This window comes from Brevibacillus sp. BD137 (assembly GCF_041644655.1).
Taxonomy (GTDB): Bacteria; Bacillota; Bacilli; order Brevibacillales; family Brevibacillaceae; genus Brevibacillus; species Brevibacillus brevis_D.
The window spans coordinates 524,558-540,329 of the sequence record NZ_JAOTNO010000003.1; the positions used below are offsets into that span (position 1 = coordinate 524,558).

At 48.5% G+C, this 15,772-nt stretch carries 14 protein-coding genes; 4 read left to right on the forward strand and 10 right to left on the reverse strand.

Going from position 1 to position 15,772, the window contains the following annotated elements; translation table 11 throughout:
• Positions 1 to 44: 44 nt before the first annotated feature.
• Positions 45 to 1,889, reverse strand: a complete 1,845-nt coding sequence (locus tag ODZ53_RS09025; RefSeq protein ID WP_372676704.1) for a response regulator — start codon at positions 1,887 to 1,889, stop codon at positions 45 to 47.
• Between the two features lie 156 nt (positions 1,890 to 2,045).
• Here ODZ53_RS09025 and ODZ53_RS09030 point away from each other — a divergent pair, with 156 nt between their 5' ends.
• On the forward strand, positions 2,046 to 3,938 hold the full coding sequence (locus tag ODZ53_RS09030) for a serine hydrolase domain-containing protein (RefSeq protein ID WP_372676705.1): 1,893 nt from the start codon (positions 2,046 to 2,048) through the stop codon (positions 3,936 to 3,938).
• A gap of 90 nt (positions 3,939 to 4,028) precedes the next feature.
• On the opposite strand, the gene ODZ53_RS09035 is transcribed toward ODZ53_RS09030, so the two are convergent.
• From ODZ53_RS09035 to ODZ53_RS09055, 5 genes are all read right to left on the reverse strand, one after another.
• Positions 4,029 to 5,210, reverse strand: a complete 1,182-nt coding sequence (locus tag ODZ53_RS09035) for an ABC transporter permease (protein ID WP_064200204.1) — start codon at positions 5,208 to 5,210, stop codon at positions 4,029 to 4,031.
• Entirely contained in the window at positions 5,207 to 5,926 is a 720-nt protein-coding gene (locus tag ODZ53_RS09040; RefSeq protein ID WP_372676706.1) for an ABC transporter ATP-binding protein, read from the reverse strand. The genes ODZ53_RS09035 and ODZ53_RS09040 overlap by 4 nt, the downstream gene beginning before the upstream one ends.
• A 12-nt stretch (positions 5,927 to 5,938) precedes the next feature.
• On the reverse strand, positions 5,939 to 7,207 hold the full coding sequence (locus ODZ53_RS09045; RefSeq protein WP_199929537.1) for an efflux RND transporter periplasmic adaptor subunit: 1,269 nt from the start codon (positions 7,205 to 7,207) through the stop codon (positions 5,939 to 5,941).
• Positions 7,208 to 7,358: 151 nt separating this feature from the next.
• Positions 7,359 to 8,465, reverse strand: coding sequence for a sensor histidine kinase (locus ODZ53_RS09050; protein ID WP_372676707.1), 1,107 nt, complete (start codon positions 8,463 to 8,465; stop codon positions 7,359 to 7,361).
• Positions 8,458 to 9,159: a response regulator transcription factor gene (locus tag ODZ53_RS09055; protein ID WP_064200208.1), complete on the reverse strand. Its 702-nt coding sequence runs from the start codon at positions 9,157 to 9,159 to the stop codon at positions 8,458 to 8,460. The genes ODZ53_RS09050 and ODZ53_RS09055 overlap by 8 nt, the downstream gene beginning before the upstream one ends.
• A gap of 196 nt (positions 9,160 to 9,355) precedes the next feature.
• Here ODZ53_RS09055 and ODZ53_RS09060 point away from each other — a divergent pair, with 196 nt between their 5' ends.
• The 3 genes from ODZ53_RS09060 to ODZ53_RS09070 are packed head-to-tail and all read left to right on the forward strand — an operon-like array spanning position 9,356 to position 11,565.
• Entirely contained in the window at positions 9,356 to 10,141 is a 786-nt protein-coding gene (locus ODZ53_RS09060) for a transporter substrate-binding domain-containing protein (protein ID WP_372676708.1), read from the forward strand.
• Between the two features lie 51 nt (positions 10,142 to 10,192).
• The gene (locus ODZ53_RS09065) at positions 10,193 to 10,846 is read left to right on the forward strand and encodes an amino acid ABC transporter permease (RefSeq protein WP_372676709.1); all 654 of its coding nucleotides are present in this window, start codon (positions 10,193 to 10,195) and stop codon (positions 10,844 to 10,846) included.
• Positions 10,843 to 11,565 (forward strand): amino acid ABC transporter ATP-binding protein, encoded by a 723-nt coding sequence (locus ODZ53_RS09070; protein ID WP_372676710.1) that lies wholly within the window; start codon positions 10,843 to 10,845, stop codon positions 11,563 to 11,565. The genes ODZ53_RS09065 and ODZ53_RS09070 overlap by 4 nt, the downstream gene beginning before the upstream one ends.
• Positions 11,566 to 11,631: 66 nt before the next feature.
• On the opposite strand, the gene ODZ53_RS09075 is transcribed toward ODZ53_RS09070, so the two are convergent.
• From ODZ53_RS09075 to ODZ53_RS09090, 4 genes are read right to left on the reverse strand one after another with little or no spacing between them, the layout of a single operon-like run.
• Positions 11,632 to 13,323 carry an amylo-alpha-1,6-glucosidase gene (locus ODZ53_RS09075; protein ID WP_372676711.1) on the reverse strand — a complete coding sequence of 564 codons (1,692 nt, stop codon included), beginning with the start codon at positions 13,321 to 13,323 and terminating at the stop codon, positions 11,632 to 11,634.
• On the reverse strand, positions 13,313 to 13,969 hold the full coding sequence (locus tag ODZ53_RS09080) for a YesL family protein (protein ID WP_199929534.1): 657 nt from the start codon (positions 13,967 to 13,969) through the stop codon (positions 13,313 to 13,315). Before ODZ53_RS09080 ends, ODZ53_RS09075 begins: the two co-directional genes overlap by 11 nt.
• A 30-nt stretch (positions 13,970 to 13,999) precedes the next feature.
• Positions 14,000 to 14,812, reverse strand: coding sequence for a carbohydrate ABC transporter permease (locus tag ODZ53_RS09085; RefSeq protein ID WP_081437287.1), 813 nt, complete (start codon positions 14,810 to 14,812; stop codon positions 14,000 to 14,002).
• Complete coding sequence (locus tag ODZ53_RS09090; RefSeq protein WP_070105190.1) at positions 14,809 to 15,729, reverse strand: carbohydrate ABC transporter permease; 921 nt, start codon at positions 15,727 to 15,729, stop codon at positions 14,809 to 14,811. The genes ODZ53_RS09085 and ODZ53_RS09090 overlap by 4 nt, the downstream gene beginning before the upstream one ends.
• Positions 15,730 to 15,772 lie beyond the last annotated feature (43 nt).

Here is a 15,772-nt window from a genome sequence, read left to right on the forward strand (position 1 = left end):
CGATACTGTCCATTCTACCATAACTACCAAAAAATACTTGCCATCTAACCAGTAAGCCCTTCGTCCCGTGCTTTTTTAACGGCCTCTTCGCGATTCTTTACACCCAATTTTGCATAAATCACTGTGGTGCAATTGCGCACCGTTCCTTCAGAAAGGAAGATTTTCTCCGCGATTGTTTTCATGCGAAGCCCCTCTACTAACGAGGTCAGTATGCTTCTTTCCCGTTCCGTCATCCCATAGGGACACTCGCGTCCTTGCTTTTGGCGAAGTCCATTCAGCTCTTCTTGCTGCAAGCGCATTTCTTTGAAAAGAACATCCGCAATTTTATGGTTAATCAACGCTTCACCCTGATGAACAACTCGTATCGCCTCTACCAGCTCGATCGGACTAACCGATTTTAACAAGTAGCCATTCGCGCCTCTCCCTAGCGTTTCTGCCGCAAGAGCTGTTTCTTCGAAGGTCGTCAACATAATGACACGCATATCCGGCCACCGCTCACGTATCGCTTGTAGTGTCTTCGCCCCATCCATAACAGGCATTTGAACGTCCAAAAGTACGACGTCGGGCTTTTCTTTTGGAATGATGTCCAGTGCCATCAAGCCGTTCTCTGCGACCCCGACCACCTGCAAATCCTGCTGATTCTGTAAAACGAGTTGCAAGCTTTCCCTCACAAAGGGCTGATCATCGACGATCAGGATACGTATGCCTGCACTTGGTACAGCCTGCATAGCTGGCAGACTACAAATGACCGTCACACCGCCTTCGTCCATACAATGGATCGATAATCGTCCCTGAAGTGCTTCCAGCCTTTCCTTCATCGATTGCAAACCAAAGCCGAATTCGATTGTCCCATTTCCTTGCCCATTATCTTCGACCTGCAACCGGATCTGGGCTTCTTCAAAGTAAAGCCCCACTTGAATTTGTGATGCTTTTCCGTGTCGCACAGCATTGGTCAGTGTTTCTTGCAAGCAACGGTACAAAGTCAGCTTTAAGGAACGGCTCAACGCATACTCAGCGCCGTACATACGCAGCTTGACGGACACCCCTGTAGCCACTTGAAACTGCTCGATCAATTCAACGAAGGCGGACTCCATCGTCGTAGCAGATTCATAGCCATTCTGAGCCCACTTGTGGAAAATCCCTCTGGACTCGTCCAAACCTTGTCGGGCCATCCGCAAAAGCATGTCCAGCCGACTAGCCTCCGCATCTGGTATTTTAGACCGAAGCATCTCCATCCCCATAATAAGCGATGTCATCGTGTGTCCGATCGTGTCATGCAGCTCTCTGGACATTTTGTTCCGTTCTTCCAGCAGCGTGATTTCCTCCACCCGAGAAGTGTATTGCTCCAATATTTGGTTCTGGTGCTGAATAATCAGCCCTTGCTTGTGCATACGACTAAGCAATTGAAAGGCAAAACCAAGCGCATATGCCGCGAAATGGTACACAATTAGATCACTTACGACTATTGGCTTGAAATCAACCCCAATTGCCTCTCTCACAAGAAACGGAATCGCCAAAATCGCCAATGGTCCCGTCCAGCGATAAGATCGTTCCACACTGTGATACCCGATGAGAAAAGCGATGGGGATAAACTGCCATCTTACTCCTTCAAAAAAGAAGTTCAAGGCAATGCACAAGCTTCCACTCAAAATAATCTCAGCGAACAAATATAGGTTACGAGAGTATCGACGCAAACAACTGGGGACGACAAGCACGAAGAACAAAACGATCAATGTAATCGCTAGCGGATAAGGCAATTGATCGTGATGGCTGACAAAACCGAGAATAATCGTCAATCCCCACATAAAGTGGATGGTGAAGATCATCCAGTCAACCCATAACCATCGTTTAACAAAAGCAAGCAATTGGCACACCTCATCTACACCCAAACTTTCTCTCCATTATAGTATCAGATGACGATCAGCTACTATCACGATAAACAATGACATTCTGTTACTTCTCACCGTGACACTCATCGTCCTATACTCATCCCTGTCGCTGGCTTACAACAATTGACTGACGCAAAACGCGAAAGGTGATGAAACATGACATTATTTGCTTTACGAAAATGGTTTGCCGTTCTGCTCGTATCCTGCCTCATGCTGATACAGCCCCTATCTGTGGTCAATGCTCGCTCCCCTCTTACTGCTCTTTCCATCGAACAAGTAGTTGATCCCGTCATGAAAAATGAAATGAACAACTTGCATATCCCGGGCGCAGCCATTGTCATTACCCAGGGAGACCGCATCATTTTTAAAAAAGGCTATGGTTTTGCCGACGTCGAACAGCAAATCCCCGTTGATCCTGAGCGTACGGTGTTTCGAATCGGTTCCGTGACCAAGTCGTTTACTGCTACTGCAGCGATGCAGCTCGTAGAAAAAGGCAAGCTTTCCTTACGCGAAGATTTGAATACCGTCCTAAAAGACTACAAAATTACGAATAATCGTTACGGCCCGATCACACTTCACCACCTGCTCACACATACAGCCGGTATAGATGAAAAAATTTATAAAAGAGACAACCACGAGAGTGTAATACCGGAATTCTCGACCGAGCCCGTAAATGAAACGCTTCAGATGCAGGAGACGATTTTCACTCCAGGCAGCAAATTTCAATACAGTAATGCGGGCACCGGATTGTTGGGAAGTGTAATTGAACAAGCTTCCGGTCAATCTTTGCATGACTATATGCGGGAGAATATCTTCCGCCCGCTAGGTATGGACTCCGCCGAACTGTATCTCCCAGAGGACAGAAGCAAGCTGGCTAAAAGCTATTATTACGACGGAAACGGCTATCAAACGATTCCTTATTCGGGGATTATTTTCCCAGGGAGTGGTGCCGCTAATATGACACCAGTCGACTTCGCCCCCTATATGATCGCCCATCTTTCTGGCGGCAGCTATAACGGCACATCTCTACTCAAACCAGAAACTGTCCAGAGCATGCATGCCCAGCAATTCGCAGCCCATAAGCGCATGTACGGGATCGGCTACGGCTTTTTTAAAGGAGAGACGAAAAACGGCATTCCTACCCTATGGGCAAACGGTGGGATTGATGGCTTTATCTCGAAAATGGTGCTGATTCCCTCAGAATCAATCGGCATCTTTGTTGCGGTGAACGCCACGCATCCGGGCTTGGAGCTGCATGGCAAGGTCGTGAACGCGTTTACCGACAAGCTACTGACAGAGCAAGTCCGCAAGCCCCTAACTCCTGTTGATGGTACCATAGACGAAATGAAAAAGCTGGAAGGTCAATATCTGCTTACCCTGACGCCCGAGAATGGCTGGGGCAAAGGGCTTCAGCTGCTTAGTAGCTACCCTTACACAGTGAAGGCATTGGATGGCCAGACGATATCCGTGACTGGTTTATTCCAGAATGAAGGACAGCAATCCCTTGAGAAAAAGTTTGTGCAGGTAGACGATCATTTCTTTCAAGAGATCGACGGTGAGGAACAGCTATATTTTCACGAGGAACAAGGGAAATTTTATATGACAGGACCGATGAACTTTTCGCTCCCTCGTATCTCCTTCCTCGAAAGTCCGCCTGTTCTCCTAGCTCTATATGTGATTCCCGGAATCGTGTTCATCCTTCTTTCGCTCGTCTGGATCGCTCGTTTCGGGCTACGCAAATGGCGCAAACAATCGCACGCTATTTCGAAGATCGTTCCGATTATGGCTCTGCTTCATAGCTTGTTTTTTATCATCCAATTCACCTATGCAAATGCGGAGCTTGTCTATGGCTACCCAGCCTTCTACCAAGTCGTTGTCGCATCCCTACCGATTGTTTCGTTGGCCGCCGCCGCTTATTTACTCCTGCGAATCGGAACAGCCAAGGAGCGAGATCGCTGGAAGGTAGTAAATAGCGCAGCAGCGATACTTTCTATCCTGTATACGGGCTATTTATTTTACTGGAACTTTCTTTCGATTCATTACTCATAGGACTTCGAGGCCGCATAAGTCCAAAATCAGCTCGGGACTAATAGAAAAATGACTAGCAGCGATATCTGCTAGTCATTTCTATTTCGTTCCTCACTCATATCGCAACGCATCAATCGGATGGAGCCTAGCTGCCTTATGAGCCGGATAGAGCCCAAAGAAAATACCAATGGCACTGGAAAACCCGAAGGCGATTACGATACTTTCCCATGATAGTAGCGTCGGTACATCGACATATTGCGAGGCAAACATGGCTGTCCCGATGCCGAGCAGCACCCCAATCGTTCCACCAATCAGGCAGACGATCATCGACTCGATCAAAAACTGCAGCATAATATCTCCGTACCGCGCCCCTAACGCTTTGCGAATGCCGATTTCCCGCGTCCGCTCCGTGACAGATACGAGCATGATGTTCATGACGCCTATCCCACCGACAAACAGCGCAATCCCGGCTGCGACACTAAAAATCGTGGTGAGCGTGCCGGAAAAGGAATCCATCTCCCCCAGTGCATTCTCGATACTATCGATTTGGTAGTAGTTTTCGCGATCGTGCCTGCGGTTTAAGTACTTCTCTGTCTGACTCTTGGCTGCTTCCATCGTTTCCTTCGACTTGGCTTTTACAGTTATCGTATGAACGTACTTGTACCCGTCTATATTGTGCAGAAAGGTAATCGGCATATAGGCACCCTCGGATCGACCATCGTCAATCATCAGCTTGGCTTCCCTTACCACGCCGATAACGACGACTGATGCTGCTTTGAAAGTCAAACGCTTGCCAATCGGGTCTTCACGTCCGAAAAGCCCTGCCGCTAACTTTTCGGTTAAAACGATAACCGGCTTCCCCTCTCTTACTTCCTTCGTAGTAAAATATCTGCCTGCAACTAGTTTCAAGTTGGGTTGAACCTTTAACAGATCCTCATTTGTTCCTTGTATACTTGCGTCCTTCCCCTTTTTCGGGCCACGAATTGTTCCATAAAGACTTGTGAACGGCACGGCCTCTTCAATGTAGGGCGATTGTTTGGGAAGTGCATAAGCATCCTCCACTGTCAAATCAGTAATCTTGCTTCCTTGGCCCCACCAAACAGTAACGCTGAAATTAGTAGCACCCAGCTTCTCTAACTGATCGGTATAAGCCTGTTGACTGCCGTTTCCTAGTGTCATCACAGCAATAACAGACATGATTCCGATGATGATCCCAGACATCGTCAAGGTAGCTCGGAGCTTATTTGTCCCAATCCCTTCCAGAGCCGTACGAAAGCTTTCGAGTAAATTCACGTGAGGATCACCTCCTCGGACGCAGTAGCAAACAAGCGCTTCTCCACTCGATCATCTCGGATGATATGACCATCTCGAAACGTAATGACGCGCTCGGCATGCTGAGCGATATCCGCCTCGTGCGTGACGAGGAGAATCGTTACCCCTTGCGCATGCAGCTCCTGAAAAATCGCCATGATCTCGATGCTGGAACGACTGTCCAGATTCCCTGTCGGCTCGTCAGCAAGTAAAATGGCTGGCTGGTTAACCAACGCTCTGGCGATAGCTACCCGCTGTCTTTGACCGCCGGACAGCTGCGTTGGTTTATGATCCATCCGCTGGGCAAGTCCGACACGCTGCAACGCCGCTTTCGCTCTTTTTTTGCGTTCTGTCATGCCGACGCCCGCATACATCATCGGCAACTCTACGTTTCGCAGCGAAGTAGCACGTGGCAACAGATGAAACGATTGAAAGACAAAGCCGATTTTTTGATTGCGTACCTGCGCCAGCCCACTATCCTTCAACTGCGTAACATCAATTCCATCCAAGACATACGATCCGGAGGTTGGCCGATCTAGACAACCCAGCATGTTCATAAACGTCGATTTTCCGGAACCAGAAGGTCCCACGATCGCCACGAATTCACCTTGAGCTACGTGGATATTGATATTTTGCAAAGCGAACAGCTCCAGCTCATCCGTCTTGTACTGTTTGGTTAACCCCTCAATATTCAGCATATGTATCCTCCTTTACCCCGCAAACTCTTCGGGAGATGCTTGGAAGATCACTTCATTTTCTTGCAAGGTTTCCGGTGGATTCGCTACCAATTCTTCACTGCCATCCAATCCGCTTTCAATTTGGATAAACAATTCACTTTCAATTCCAGTCGTCACTTTTTTCTTCTTGGCCTTGCCATTTTCCGCTACCCAGACAAAAGAAGATCCATCTTGATCCGTCACGACTGCCTCAATGGGGACTTGCATGGCGTTTGTTGCTTTTTGCAGGACGATGTTCACATCCACGTGAAAACCTGGCTTCAAATACTCCCTCGTCTCATTTATATGGACAGCGACCGGCACTCCCGTACTCTCTCCACCCGGCTCTTTGCTGGTTACAGCCATAGGAGATATGCGCAACACCTTACCTTGCAACTGTTCTCCGCCTAAGGAAATGCCTGAGACCACCGCATCCTGTCCGACTTTGATTTTACGCAAGTCAGATTCTCCAACTGCTGCTTCGACCATAACATCATTGGTATCTCCAACCGTGAGAATTTCCTCGCCTTTACTTAGGTACTTCCCTTGTTTCACCTTCATGGAGAGCACCGTCCCCTCAATCGGTGACACGATGCTGCTTTGCACACGTTGCTTTTCATATTTTGCTTTTTCCAAATTCAGCTTTTGAATTTGCGCCTCGTAGGAGCGAATCTCTGCCTTGTCTGGCCCTTTTTGCTTCAAAAGTAAGTCTTGCTTCGCGACCCTTACTCTTGATTCTGCGGTCTGTAGCTTTTGCTTCGCCTCCTCTACAGCCTGTTGGGTAGACACGCCTGCGGTAAACAGCGATTGCGTTCGCTGGTAATCTTTTAATGCCGTTTGGTATTCGCGTTCATGCTGGGCAAGCTGCTCCTGCATTTTCGTGACTTCCTCAGGCTCCACACCTTTGGAGAGCCTTGCGATATTCGCTTCCTGAATGGTGATCTGTGCCTCGATATCCATGATTTCATTGCTGACATCGGACATGTCGATATTGCCGATCACCTGCCCTTTCGTCACTTTGTCTCCCTCCTTGATGGAGAAATTCCGCAATTCGCCTGCATAGTTAGCGAACAATGTATGGTCATTTCGTACTTTGACCAGGCCCGACGTCAAAATCGTGCTTTCCAAATCGGCCGTTACCACCGTTGATAACATGACAGGAGTGCCATTCTTCTTTTCTCCCGAAGAAGCTGCATAGCCACCGAACCCGGCCACAAGCACGCCCACGCCCACACCCAGCCAGATCCACAAACGTTTTTTCATATTCCTTACCTCCCCAAAAACTTTAAACCCCGATCATTTTTAGCCAATCAAAAAACCCCACTGTTTCTATTACAGGTTCCACCCTGGCTCGTCACCCGATCAGGATAAGGAAAACTTATAAAAGAAAAAGTGGGGTAATCCTTAAATTTTTTTAAAGTGAGGGAGTCTGTTCGTAAGGTAAGCGTATTTCAAAAATCGTCCGGATCAAATTGCTCTCGGCAGAAATCGTCCCTTCGTGGCGCTCGACGATATTTTTGGCGATAAATAGCCCGAGACCTGTGCTTCCGTTTTGATGGCTTCGGGCCTTGTCACCTGTATAAAACACCTCGAAAAGATGCGGCAGATCTTCCGGGGGAATCTCGTGACCATAATTGATAATCTGCACAACGACCTCGTCACCCGCAAGAAAACCGTTGATATCAACAAACTGCCCATCGTGCCCGTAACGGATGGCATTCGTCATGATGTTCTCGAAAACGCGTGCCAAGATCTCGCCATCTCCGTAAACCGTCAATCGTGAGGCCACATTCATTCTCGTTTCCAACTGATTTTTCTCCAAGGAAGGATATAGCTCCTCGTTTAACTGCATGAGCAATTCACTCAGGTCAATCAGGTTCTGTTGGATGGTGAGCATGCCGTAGTTCATTCTCGTAATTTCGAAGAGCTCGTCGATTAGCTTTTCCAAACGCTGCGACTTGGTAAAAGCAATATTCGTGTAATGTCGGGCTTGTTCCACCGTTAACTGCTCGTCCCGCAAGATGATGTCCAAATACCCTAAAACAGAGGTCAGCGGCGTCCGCAGGTCATGCGCCAGGTTTAAAACCAACTGATCCTTGCTGCTTTCGGCAAAATCTCCTCTTTGTACAGCTTCCTGCAATTTTTCACCCGCCAGATTGATGTCCTTGGCAATATCTGCGAACTCATCGTTCGAAGGTATTTGAACATGTTTGGTAAAGTCACCATTCGCAAGATGATGAATCCCTCTGGAAATCTCCTGAAAATAGGTGGCATACCGTTTGGTTAGCAAGAAGAAAAACAGTATAGCTAGTGGAACAAAAATAATCAGAAAGAAGTAAATGTCCCCTATTTCTCGCATAAAATAGCGAATCGCCGCTAAAAAGCTTTCGTACTTCACCTGTGATCGATAGTAAAACTGTAGCGCTTTAAAGATCACATAGGTAACCGAACCAGACAGAAGCAGACTTAGGCCCAGTAGCTTGACCATTTGGAACCGAAAGCTCCGTATCATCTTAGCCATGAAAGGAATACCCTACTCCCCAAACCGTTTTGATCCACTTGTTTTTCGTTTTTTCTTCTCCCAGCTTCTTTCGTAAGGTGCGAATGTGCACCATGACTGTATTGCTGCCTTCATAGTACGCTTCGCCCCACACCATCTCGAAAATATTGTCCGCACTAAACACCTTCTTTGGATATCTGGCCAGCAGGTAGAGAATATCAAACTCTTTCGGTGTTAACTCAATCGTTTCTCCGTACAGGCTCACAGTTCGCTCCTCTGGATAAATGACAAGTCCACCTGCCTCTAAGACCTTGTTACTCGCTACTGCTACTGCTGGTTGATTCAGCTGCTTAAAGCGTCGCAGCTGGGCATTCACACGAGCGACCAATTCCATTGGATTGAATGGCTTGGTCATATAATCATCTGCGCCCATCACCAATCCCGAAATTTTATCCAGATCGGACGTCTTGGCACTCAAAAAGATAATCGGCATATTGTGCTGTTCACGAATGAGACGGGTGACCTCGTAGCCATCCAGCCCAGGCATCATAATATCGAGAATCGCCAAATCAATCGAATGCGTCTGCACAGCTTGGAGTGCTTCCTTTCCATCTGCTGCGATAATTGTGTGGTAACCTTCTTTTTTCACATGCAAGGCAACGAGCTCCGCAATCTCCGCTTCATCGTCGGCGATCAATATGGTGACGTGCTTCATCGTTTTCCCCATCCCTTGTATACATTTCCTACCATTATAGCAGGTATGAACTAACTTTTCTGTTATCGTACACAGAGCTCGTTCATACAATTATGGATAATAATTACTTTCAGTTTGTTTTGACTTTGCAGACTTTTCTATATTACTATATTCATGTCCATATCATATCTAACATAAATATACTTGGGGGTAATTTATGAAAAAACTAATGTTTGCTGTGGTTTCTGGTTTGTTGGCGCTTACGGTAAGTGCGTGTGGCACTGGCACAGATCAGGCTACCTCAACATCTGGGCAATCCGGTGCAAAAAAGTACGTGTTTGGTACAGATGCAACATACCCACCCTTTGAGTTTGAAAAGGACGGAAAATACGTAGGAATTGACATCGACCTGATCAATGCAATTGCTAAAGAAGAGGGCTTTGAGGTAGAAATTAAGCCGATGGACTTCAAAGGGATCATTCCAGCTGTTCAAGCGAAGCAATTGGACGGTGCCATTGCGGGGATCAGCATTAATGATAAGCGCAAAGAAATTTTAGATTTCTCTGAACCTTACTATCAAGCAGGTCTTTCCTTGGTCGTACGTGAGGACAACACAACGATCAATGGAGAGGCAGATTTGGCTGGCAAAACGATTGCGATCAAAAAAGGCACGACTGGCGCGACCTTTGCTGATGAGCTCGGGCAAAAGTACGGCGCGACTGTCAAATACTTCGACGATAGCCCTTCCATGTTCCAAGAGGTTCAAAACGGCAATGCTGATGTAACCATCGAGGACTATCCGGTTATCTCTTATAAAATTACGGTAGACCCTGCTTCCAAGCTGAAAATTGTAGGCGATCGTCTCAATGGAGACCACTACGGCATCGCGGTTTTAAAAGGGAACAAAGAGCTGCAAGACAAACTCAACTCCGGTCTGAAGAAGCTGAAAGAGAACGGGAAATACGACGAAATCATCAACACATACTTGAACACGAAAAAGTAAAAGGCGCAAGACGCGCCTTCTTTTCACCTTAGAAAGAATGGAGTTGTCCAAATGAGCAGTAGTTGGGATGTCATTGCTGACGCACTTCCTGTCTTGGCCCAAGGCTCTGTGGTCACGTTAAAAATAACGGTTATTTCCCTGTTTTTCGCTCTCTTGATCGGATTGCTTTTTGGCTTAATGAGCACTAGCCGTTCTAAACTACTCCGCGGCATTGCAACCGCTTACGTTGACTTTCTCCGCGGCACACCGCTGTTGGTTCAAATCTTCTTTATTTATTTTGGATTGCCTCCTGTCCTGGATATCAAAATTCCAGAGACAACCGCAGGTATTCTAGCACTCAGCCTCAACGCCGGAGCGTACCTGGCTGAAATTTTTCGCGGAGGGATTCTCTCTATCGATAAAGGACAGATGGAAGCTGCTCGCTCCCTCGGACTATCCCACGGAAAAGCCATGCGCCTGGTCATTTTGCCTCAGGCTGTTCGCCGCATGATTCCTGCTTTCGTCAACCAATTCATCGTGACGCTAAAAGACACCTCGCTCTTAACGGTCATTGGTATCCGTGAGCTGATGAACAGTGGTGAGATTATCATCTCTAGCAACTTCCGCTCATTCGAAATTTGGGCTGTAGTAGCGGTCTTCTATTTCCTGATGATTTACATCCTCAGTCTGGTGTCCCGTTCCCTTGAGAGGAGGTTTGCGAAATGATTCATGTAGAGAATTTGAAAAAGAGCTTTGGCTCGTTGGAAGTTTTAAAAGACATCTCGACTACCATTAAAGAGCGTGAAGTTGTTTGTGTCATCGGTCCCTCCGGCTCAGGAAAAAGTACGTTTCTGCGCTGCCTGAACCAGTTGGAAGAAGTAACATCTGGCAAAGTCACCATTGAGGGCATGGAGGTTACTTCCCCCAAAGTGGACATTAACAAGCTGCGAGAGCGTGTCGGCATGGTGTTTCAGCGATTCAATCTCTTCCCGCATCTCACTGTTTTGGAAAACATTATGCTCGCACCCAAGCACGTCAAAAATTCAGAGCGCCAGCAAAATGAACAAAAGGCGTTGCAACTCCTCAAAAAAGTAGATTTGGCGGACAAGCGAGACGTGTATCCCGATCGGTTGTCTGGCGGTCAACAGCAGCGCGTAGCCATTACCCGTGCGCTCGCCATGGACCCTCACATCATGCTGTTCGACGAGCCTACCTCTGCACTCGACCCGGAAATGGTCGGAGAGGTTCTTCAGGTGATGAAGGATTTGGCCAAAGAAGGAATGACAATGGTCGTGGTTACACATGAGATGGGCTTTGCCCGTGAAGTAGCCGATCGCGTGATTTTCATGGATGGCGGATACATCGTCGAAGAAGGCACACCTGCCGAGATTTTTGACAATCCCCAGCATGAGAGAACCAAGGCATTTCTCAGTAAAGTGCTGTAAACAAGCAACGGGCATGATGCGATTTTTTCATCCATCATGCCCACTTGTTTTTCCTTTAAAACTACCTTACACATATTCATGCGCCAGCATCAAAAACACGCTGGACGTCCACGTAAAGGCCCGGTCCCTCAGTCCATCACCTGTCAGCGCATCGAAGTTTTCCGCCATGCCACTTCGCGCGGCCATTCGGCAAAAACGTCTGGCAATCTCCTGAGAAAACGCGACTTCACCTGCTCGCCGCAATCCATCGACCAAGAGCATCGTCACTGGCGCCCAAATCGGGCCTAACCAGTAGCCATCAGCGCGGTAGAAGGAGCTGGTTGGACTCTCTGTAGCCAGTCCATTCTCTGTCAAAAATCGCTCCTGCAAGTCCGTAATCAGCCTGGTCCGGATGTCCTGCGGCAGCTTTTCGCCAAGCACAAGAGGCATATAACGGATCAAGCTGTCTCCTTGTGTAGGCTTGTCGCTACCGGAGTGAGTCGCGAAGAAGTTATCGCCATTCCAGTGCTTCTCCAGCAGTCGTTGCAGCGTCATTTCGGCCTTTTCCTGCCACCTCACTGCCTCTTCAGGACGGCCCAGCCTATTCGCCAATTCCGCCAGCACATCCATTTGCAAAATCAAATACGTAGGCAAATCCGGGCTTTCAATCGGCGCCCCCTCGAGGAAAATCGTGCTGTTGTCCCAACCGCAGTCATAGCCGTGATTGTACTGCGGAATCCCGTCCTGATCATCATCGCGGTAACGGAACCACCAATCGGTCCAGCGACAAAGCGGCTCGTACACCTCTTCCAGCATCTCGTTTGTAATCGCGTCGTTCCGATCCAGCATCCAGCGCAGCGTCCAGCCGTGAATCGGAGGCTTGCAGCAATTCCACAACGCATACCGATCATTGATAAAATCGGGGAAGACACCACTCTCATCCTGCCTGTCGATAAAAATCATGAGCTGATCCCACGCCAGCGGCAAGTTTGCTCGCGTCAGTGCCATCGCATTGAAGCAATGATCCCAGCTCCAGATATTTGTCATCCAGTTTTTGGACATGTACATCGCGGACCGTGGTAGGTAGCCTTCAGGTCTCACCACACAAGACCAGGTAATGTACGCCGCGAGTTCCCTTGCTTCGTTCAAGCCATCGCGACGCTCCTCAGATACAGGGAGTGTCCGTTCCAGCCACTCGTCGTACTCCTTTTTTACCTGTGCCCATCCATCGGCAAAGGCAGGGTAGCTGCGCTCCTTCCATACCGTGTGGAACTCCTCCAATACGCCTTCCAGTACACCCGTTTCCTCGTCGGGAAGGAAGGTTATTGCGACTTGCTGTTCACGCGATGCCTTCGTAGGGTTGACCACAAGTGATCCAGCAAGTGGAGTCACTCGCAAGCGAATTTCCGTGGAAAAGTGATTGATTTCCCAGCATCCGGCTCCAGCTTGAATCGCATAATCTGCTGCCGTCGATTCGAGCACCAGTCGCAAACCAACGCCTTGACCACGTACCTGCACCAGCTGCGGCTCGCTCATACACAGCTTCACTTCGCCTTTAGCCCCGTAAAGTCGCAGCAAGGTTGGCGTAGCCTCCGTCTCAAATGGAACTGCCGCACCATCGGCTACCATTTCGATTCGAAAAATCGCACCATCGTGGTTGTCTCCTCCACGAATATTGCGCAAATAAAGTCCTTCTTTTCGCTTGGCGTTACCCAGTCGCGAGAGTACGAGATACGACCCGTATCGGCTAAAAGGGACCATTCCTAAATCAAACAGCATATGTCTCACCTCGAGGTTGCTTGGTCGATCGTTTTCGATCGCGCTTTTCCAACAAACGATTCATTCTCGCGTTCATCCACCAGACAGGCAGGCTCGCCCCCAGCAAGATCGGCAAAACAGGAATCGCCAGCAGGAGAATCAAGAGAAGGAGTAAGCCTCCCAGCGTGACGAGCGAATGCAACGGAAAGGCCGCGACAAGCCAAAACGACTGCTTGAGCGTCCGCTTCACATCTGCATCCTCCCGAACAAGCAGGGAAAAAGCGTGGCAAGTGGTAGCCGCATGCAAGAATCCAATCCCCGCAAAAACAGCGGCGATCGAGAGCCCCCACAGAGAGCCCATGCGAAGAAAAAACACCACATCGACCCACAGGATTGCCCCCGTTAGCACCGTCCCTGCGCCAAGCCATTGGCTCCTCCAAAAATAGTGGCGAAAAGCATGCCAGAAGGCAGATGGAAGCCCGCGGTCATTCCACTTGCCGCTAAGTACGTCGTGTAGAGCCGCTGTCGCTGGAAAGATTCCAAAGACGACGCCTCCCAAGAGCGTGCACGCCACCCACATGAGATGCGCTGCCGCCATCCGCAACAATCGCTCACCAAATTGATGAAATGACCATGCCCAGCCTTCCCACTTCGCCCGATTCCCCACTGTGGCTCTCCCTCCTTACTTGATAGCTTCTTACTTAATAGCAACACCAGCTGAATTGTCTACGATATATCGTTGTGCAAGGAAAAAGAGGAGTAACGGCGGAAGCGAGATCAGGAGCGTTACCGCCATCAGCCCTGTTGCCTCTACTTCATACATCCCTTTAAATTGCGCCAGTCCCAGCGTCAGCGTGTACTGACTTTGGTCATTCAAGAAAATGAGTGGACCCAAATAGTCGTTCCATGTGCCCAAGATGTTGAATACACTCACCAAAATCAGAGCAGGCATCATCAACGGCATAATAATCCGGGCGTAAATCTGAAATGAACCCGCACCATCAATACGCGCCGCTTCATCCAGCTCACGAGGAATGGTCAAAATAAACTGTCGCATGAGGAAAATATAAAACGCTGACCCAAAGAACGAAGGCACAATCAACGGCTTGAGTGTGTTGATCCAGCCCAGATAGTTGAACTCCATGTACAGCGGAATCATCGTCACTTCCCACGGAATCATCATCGTCGCCAGAACGACCATAAACAGAAAGTCTCTTCCTTTAAACGTAAACCGGGCAAAGCCGTACGCGACCAGCGAAGACGATATCAACTGCCCAATCGTAGTCAGGATCGTCACCGTCAACGAGTTTTCCAAATACAAATTAAACGGCTGCGACATCCACGCATTCCCGAAGTTCTCCCAATGCAGCACATCCGGAATCCATTTGGGTGGATACTGCAAAATCTCAGCATCCGATTTGAGCGCAGTAGAGATCATCCAGTAAAACGGTGCGAGAAACAGGAAAGAGAAAAAGATCAAGCTCGCATAAGCGATTGTCTTGCGTATCAAGCTTCTTCCCCTCCCCTGCGGTTGTCGCCCTCGTAATACACCCATTTGCCGGACGTTTTAAATACGAGGAAGGTCAATACCAAAATGATCGCAAACATAAACCAGGAGTTCGCCGAAGCATACCCCATCTTGAAGTATTTGAAGGCGTTGTCATACGCGTACATGGCATAGAAATACGTGGACTGCAACGGTCCTCCTCCTGTGAGCAAGAGTGCTAGACTCAGCTGCTGGAACGCACTAATGATCGTCATAATCAGGTTGAACAAAATTGTTGGGCTGACCATCGGCAGTGTAATGCGGAAAAACTTTTGCACCGCCCCTGCCCCATCAATCGAAGCCGCTTCATACAAGCTCTCCGGGATGCTTTTGAGCCCCGCCAGGAAAATCAATACCATGGAGCCTTGCCCCCACAGACTGGCGATTACCATGGCAACGAGTGCCCACGACGTATCGTTTAGCCAATCTGGACCTGTAATCCCAACCAGACTGAGCAAATAGTTGAAAATACCGTATTCCCCGTCATATACCCACGCCCATATCATTGCCAGCGCCACACCGGAAATCACGCTCGGCAAGTAAAACACTGTGCGGAAAAAGCCGCTGCCTTTTACCTTCTGATTCAGCATCATCGCCAAAAACAACGCAATGAACAAATTCAACGGGACAAACAACAGCGCAAATTTAATCGTGACCCAGAGTGATTGCCAAAACAATGGATCATCCGTAAACATATTGATGTAATTGTCCAAGCCGACGAACGTAACCTCACCAACGACAGGCCAATCAAAAAAGCTCATGACGAGCGAAAACAGCATCGGTCCCAGCGTAAAAGCGAGAAAGCCGAGAATCCAAGGCAAGATAAAAAGATAGGGCGTAAGAAACGCCCTTCCCTTGAGTTTTTTCGGTTGAACGGTCATGGCAGGCTGTTTGTGTGTCACAACACTCTCTGTATTCAATTTC

What these genes read in the sequence shown, in the direction of transcription:
- ODZ53_RS09030 (WP_372676705.1), top strand. Translation starts at nt 2,046, where the DNA reads ATGACATTATTTGCTTTACGAAAATGGTTTGCCGTTCTGCTCGTATCC.
- ODZ53_RS09040 (WP_372676706.1), bottom strand. Translation starts at nt 5,926, where the DNA reads ATGCTGAATATTGAGGGGTTAACCAAACAGTACAAGACGGATGAGCTG.
- ODZ53_RS09045 (WP_199929537.1), bottom strand. Translation starts at nt 7,207, where the DNA reads ATGAAAAAACGTTTGTGGATCTGGCTGGGTGTGGGCGTGGGCGTGCTT.
- ODZ53_RS09050 (WP_372676707.1), bottom strand. Translation starts at nt 8,465, where the DNA reads ATGGCTAAGATGATACGGAGCTTTCGGTTCCAAATGGTCAAGCTACTG.
- ODZ53_RS09055 (WP_064200208.1), bottom strand. Translation starts at nt 9,159, where the DNA reads ATGAAGCACGTCACCATATTGATCGCCGACGATGAAGCGGAGATTGCG.
- ODZ53_RS09060 (WP_372676708.1), top strand. Translation starts at nt 9,356, where the DNA reads ATGAAAAAACTAATGTTTGCTGTGGTTTCTGGTTTGTTGGCGCTTACG.
- ODZ53_RS09065 (WP_372676709.1), top strand. Translation starts at nt 10,193, where the DNA reads ATGAGCAGTAGTTGGGATGTCATTGCTGACGCACTTCCTGTCTTGGCC.
- ODZ53_RS09070 (WP_372676710.1), top strand. Translation starts at nt 10,843, where the DNA reads ATGATTCATGTAGAGAATTTGAAAAAGAGCTTTGGCTCGTTGGAAGTT.
- ODZ53_RS09075 (WP_372676711.1), bottom strand. Translation starts at nt 13,323, where the DNA reads ATGCTGTTTGATTTAGGAATGGTCCCTTTTAGCCGATACGGGTCGTAT.
- ODZ53_RS09090 (WP_070105190.1), bottom strand. Translation starts at nt 15,729, where the DNA reads ATGACCGTTCAACCGAAAAAACTCAAGGGAAGGGCGTTTCTTACGCCC.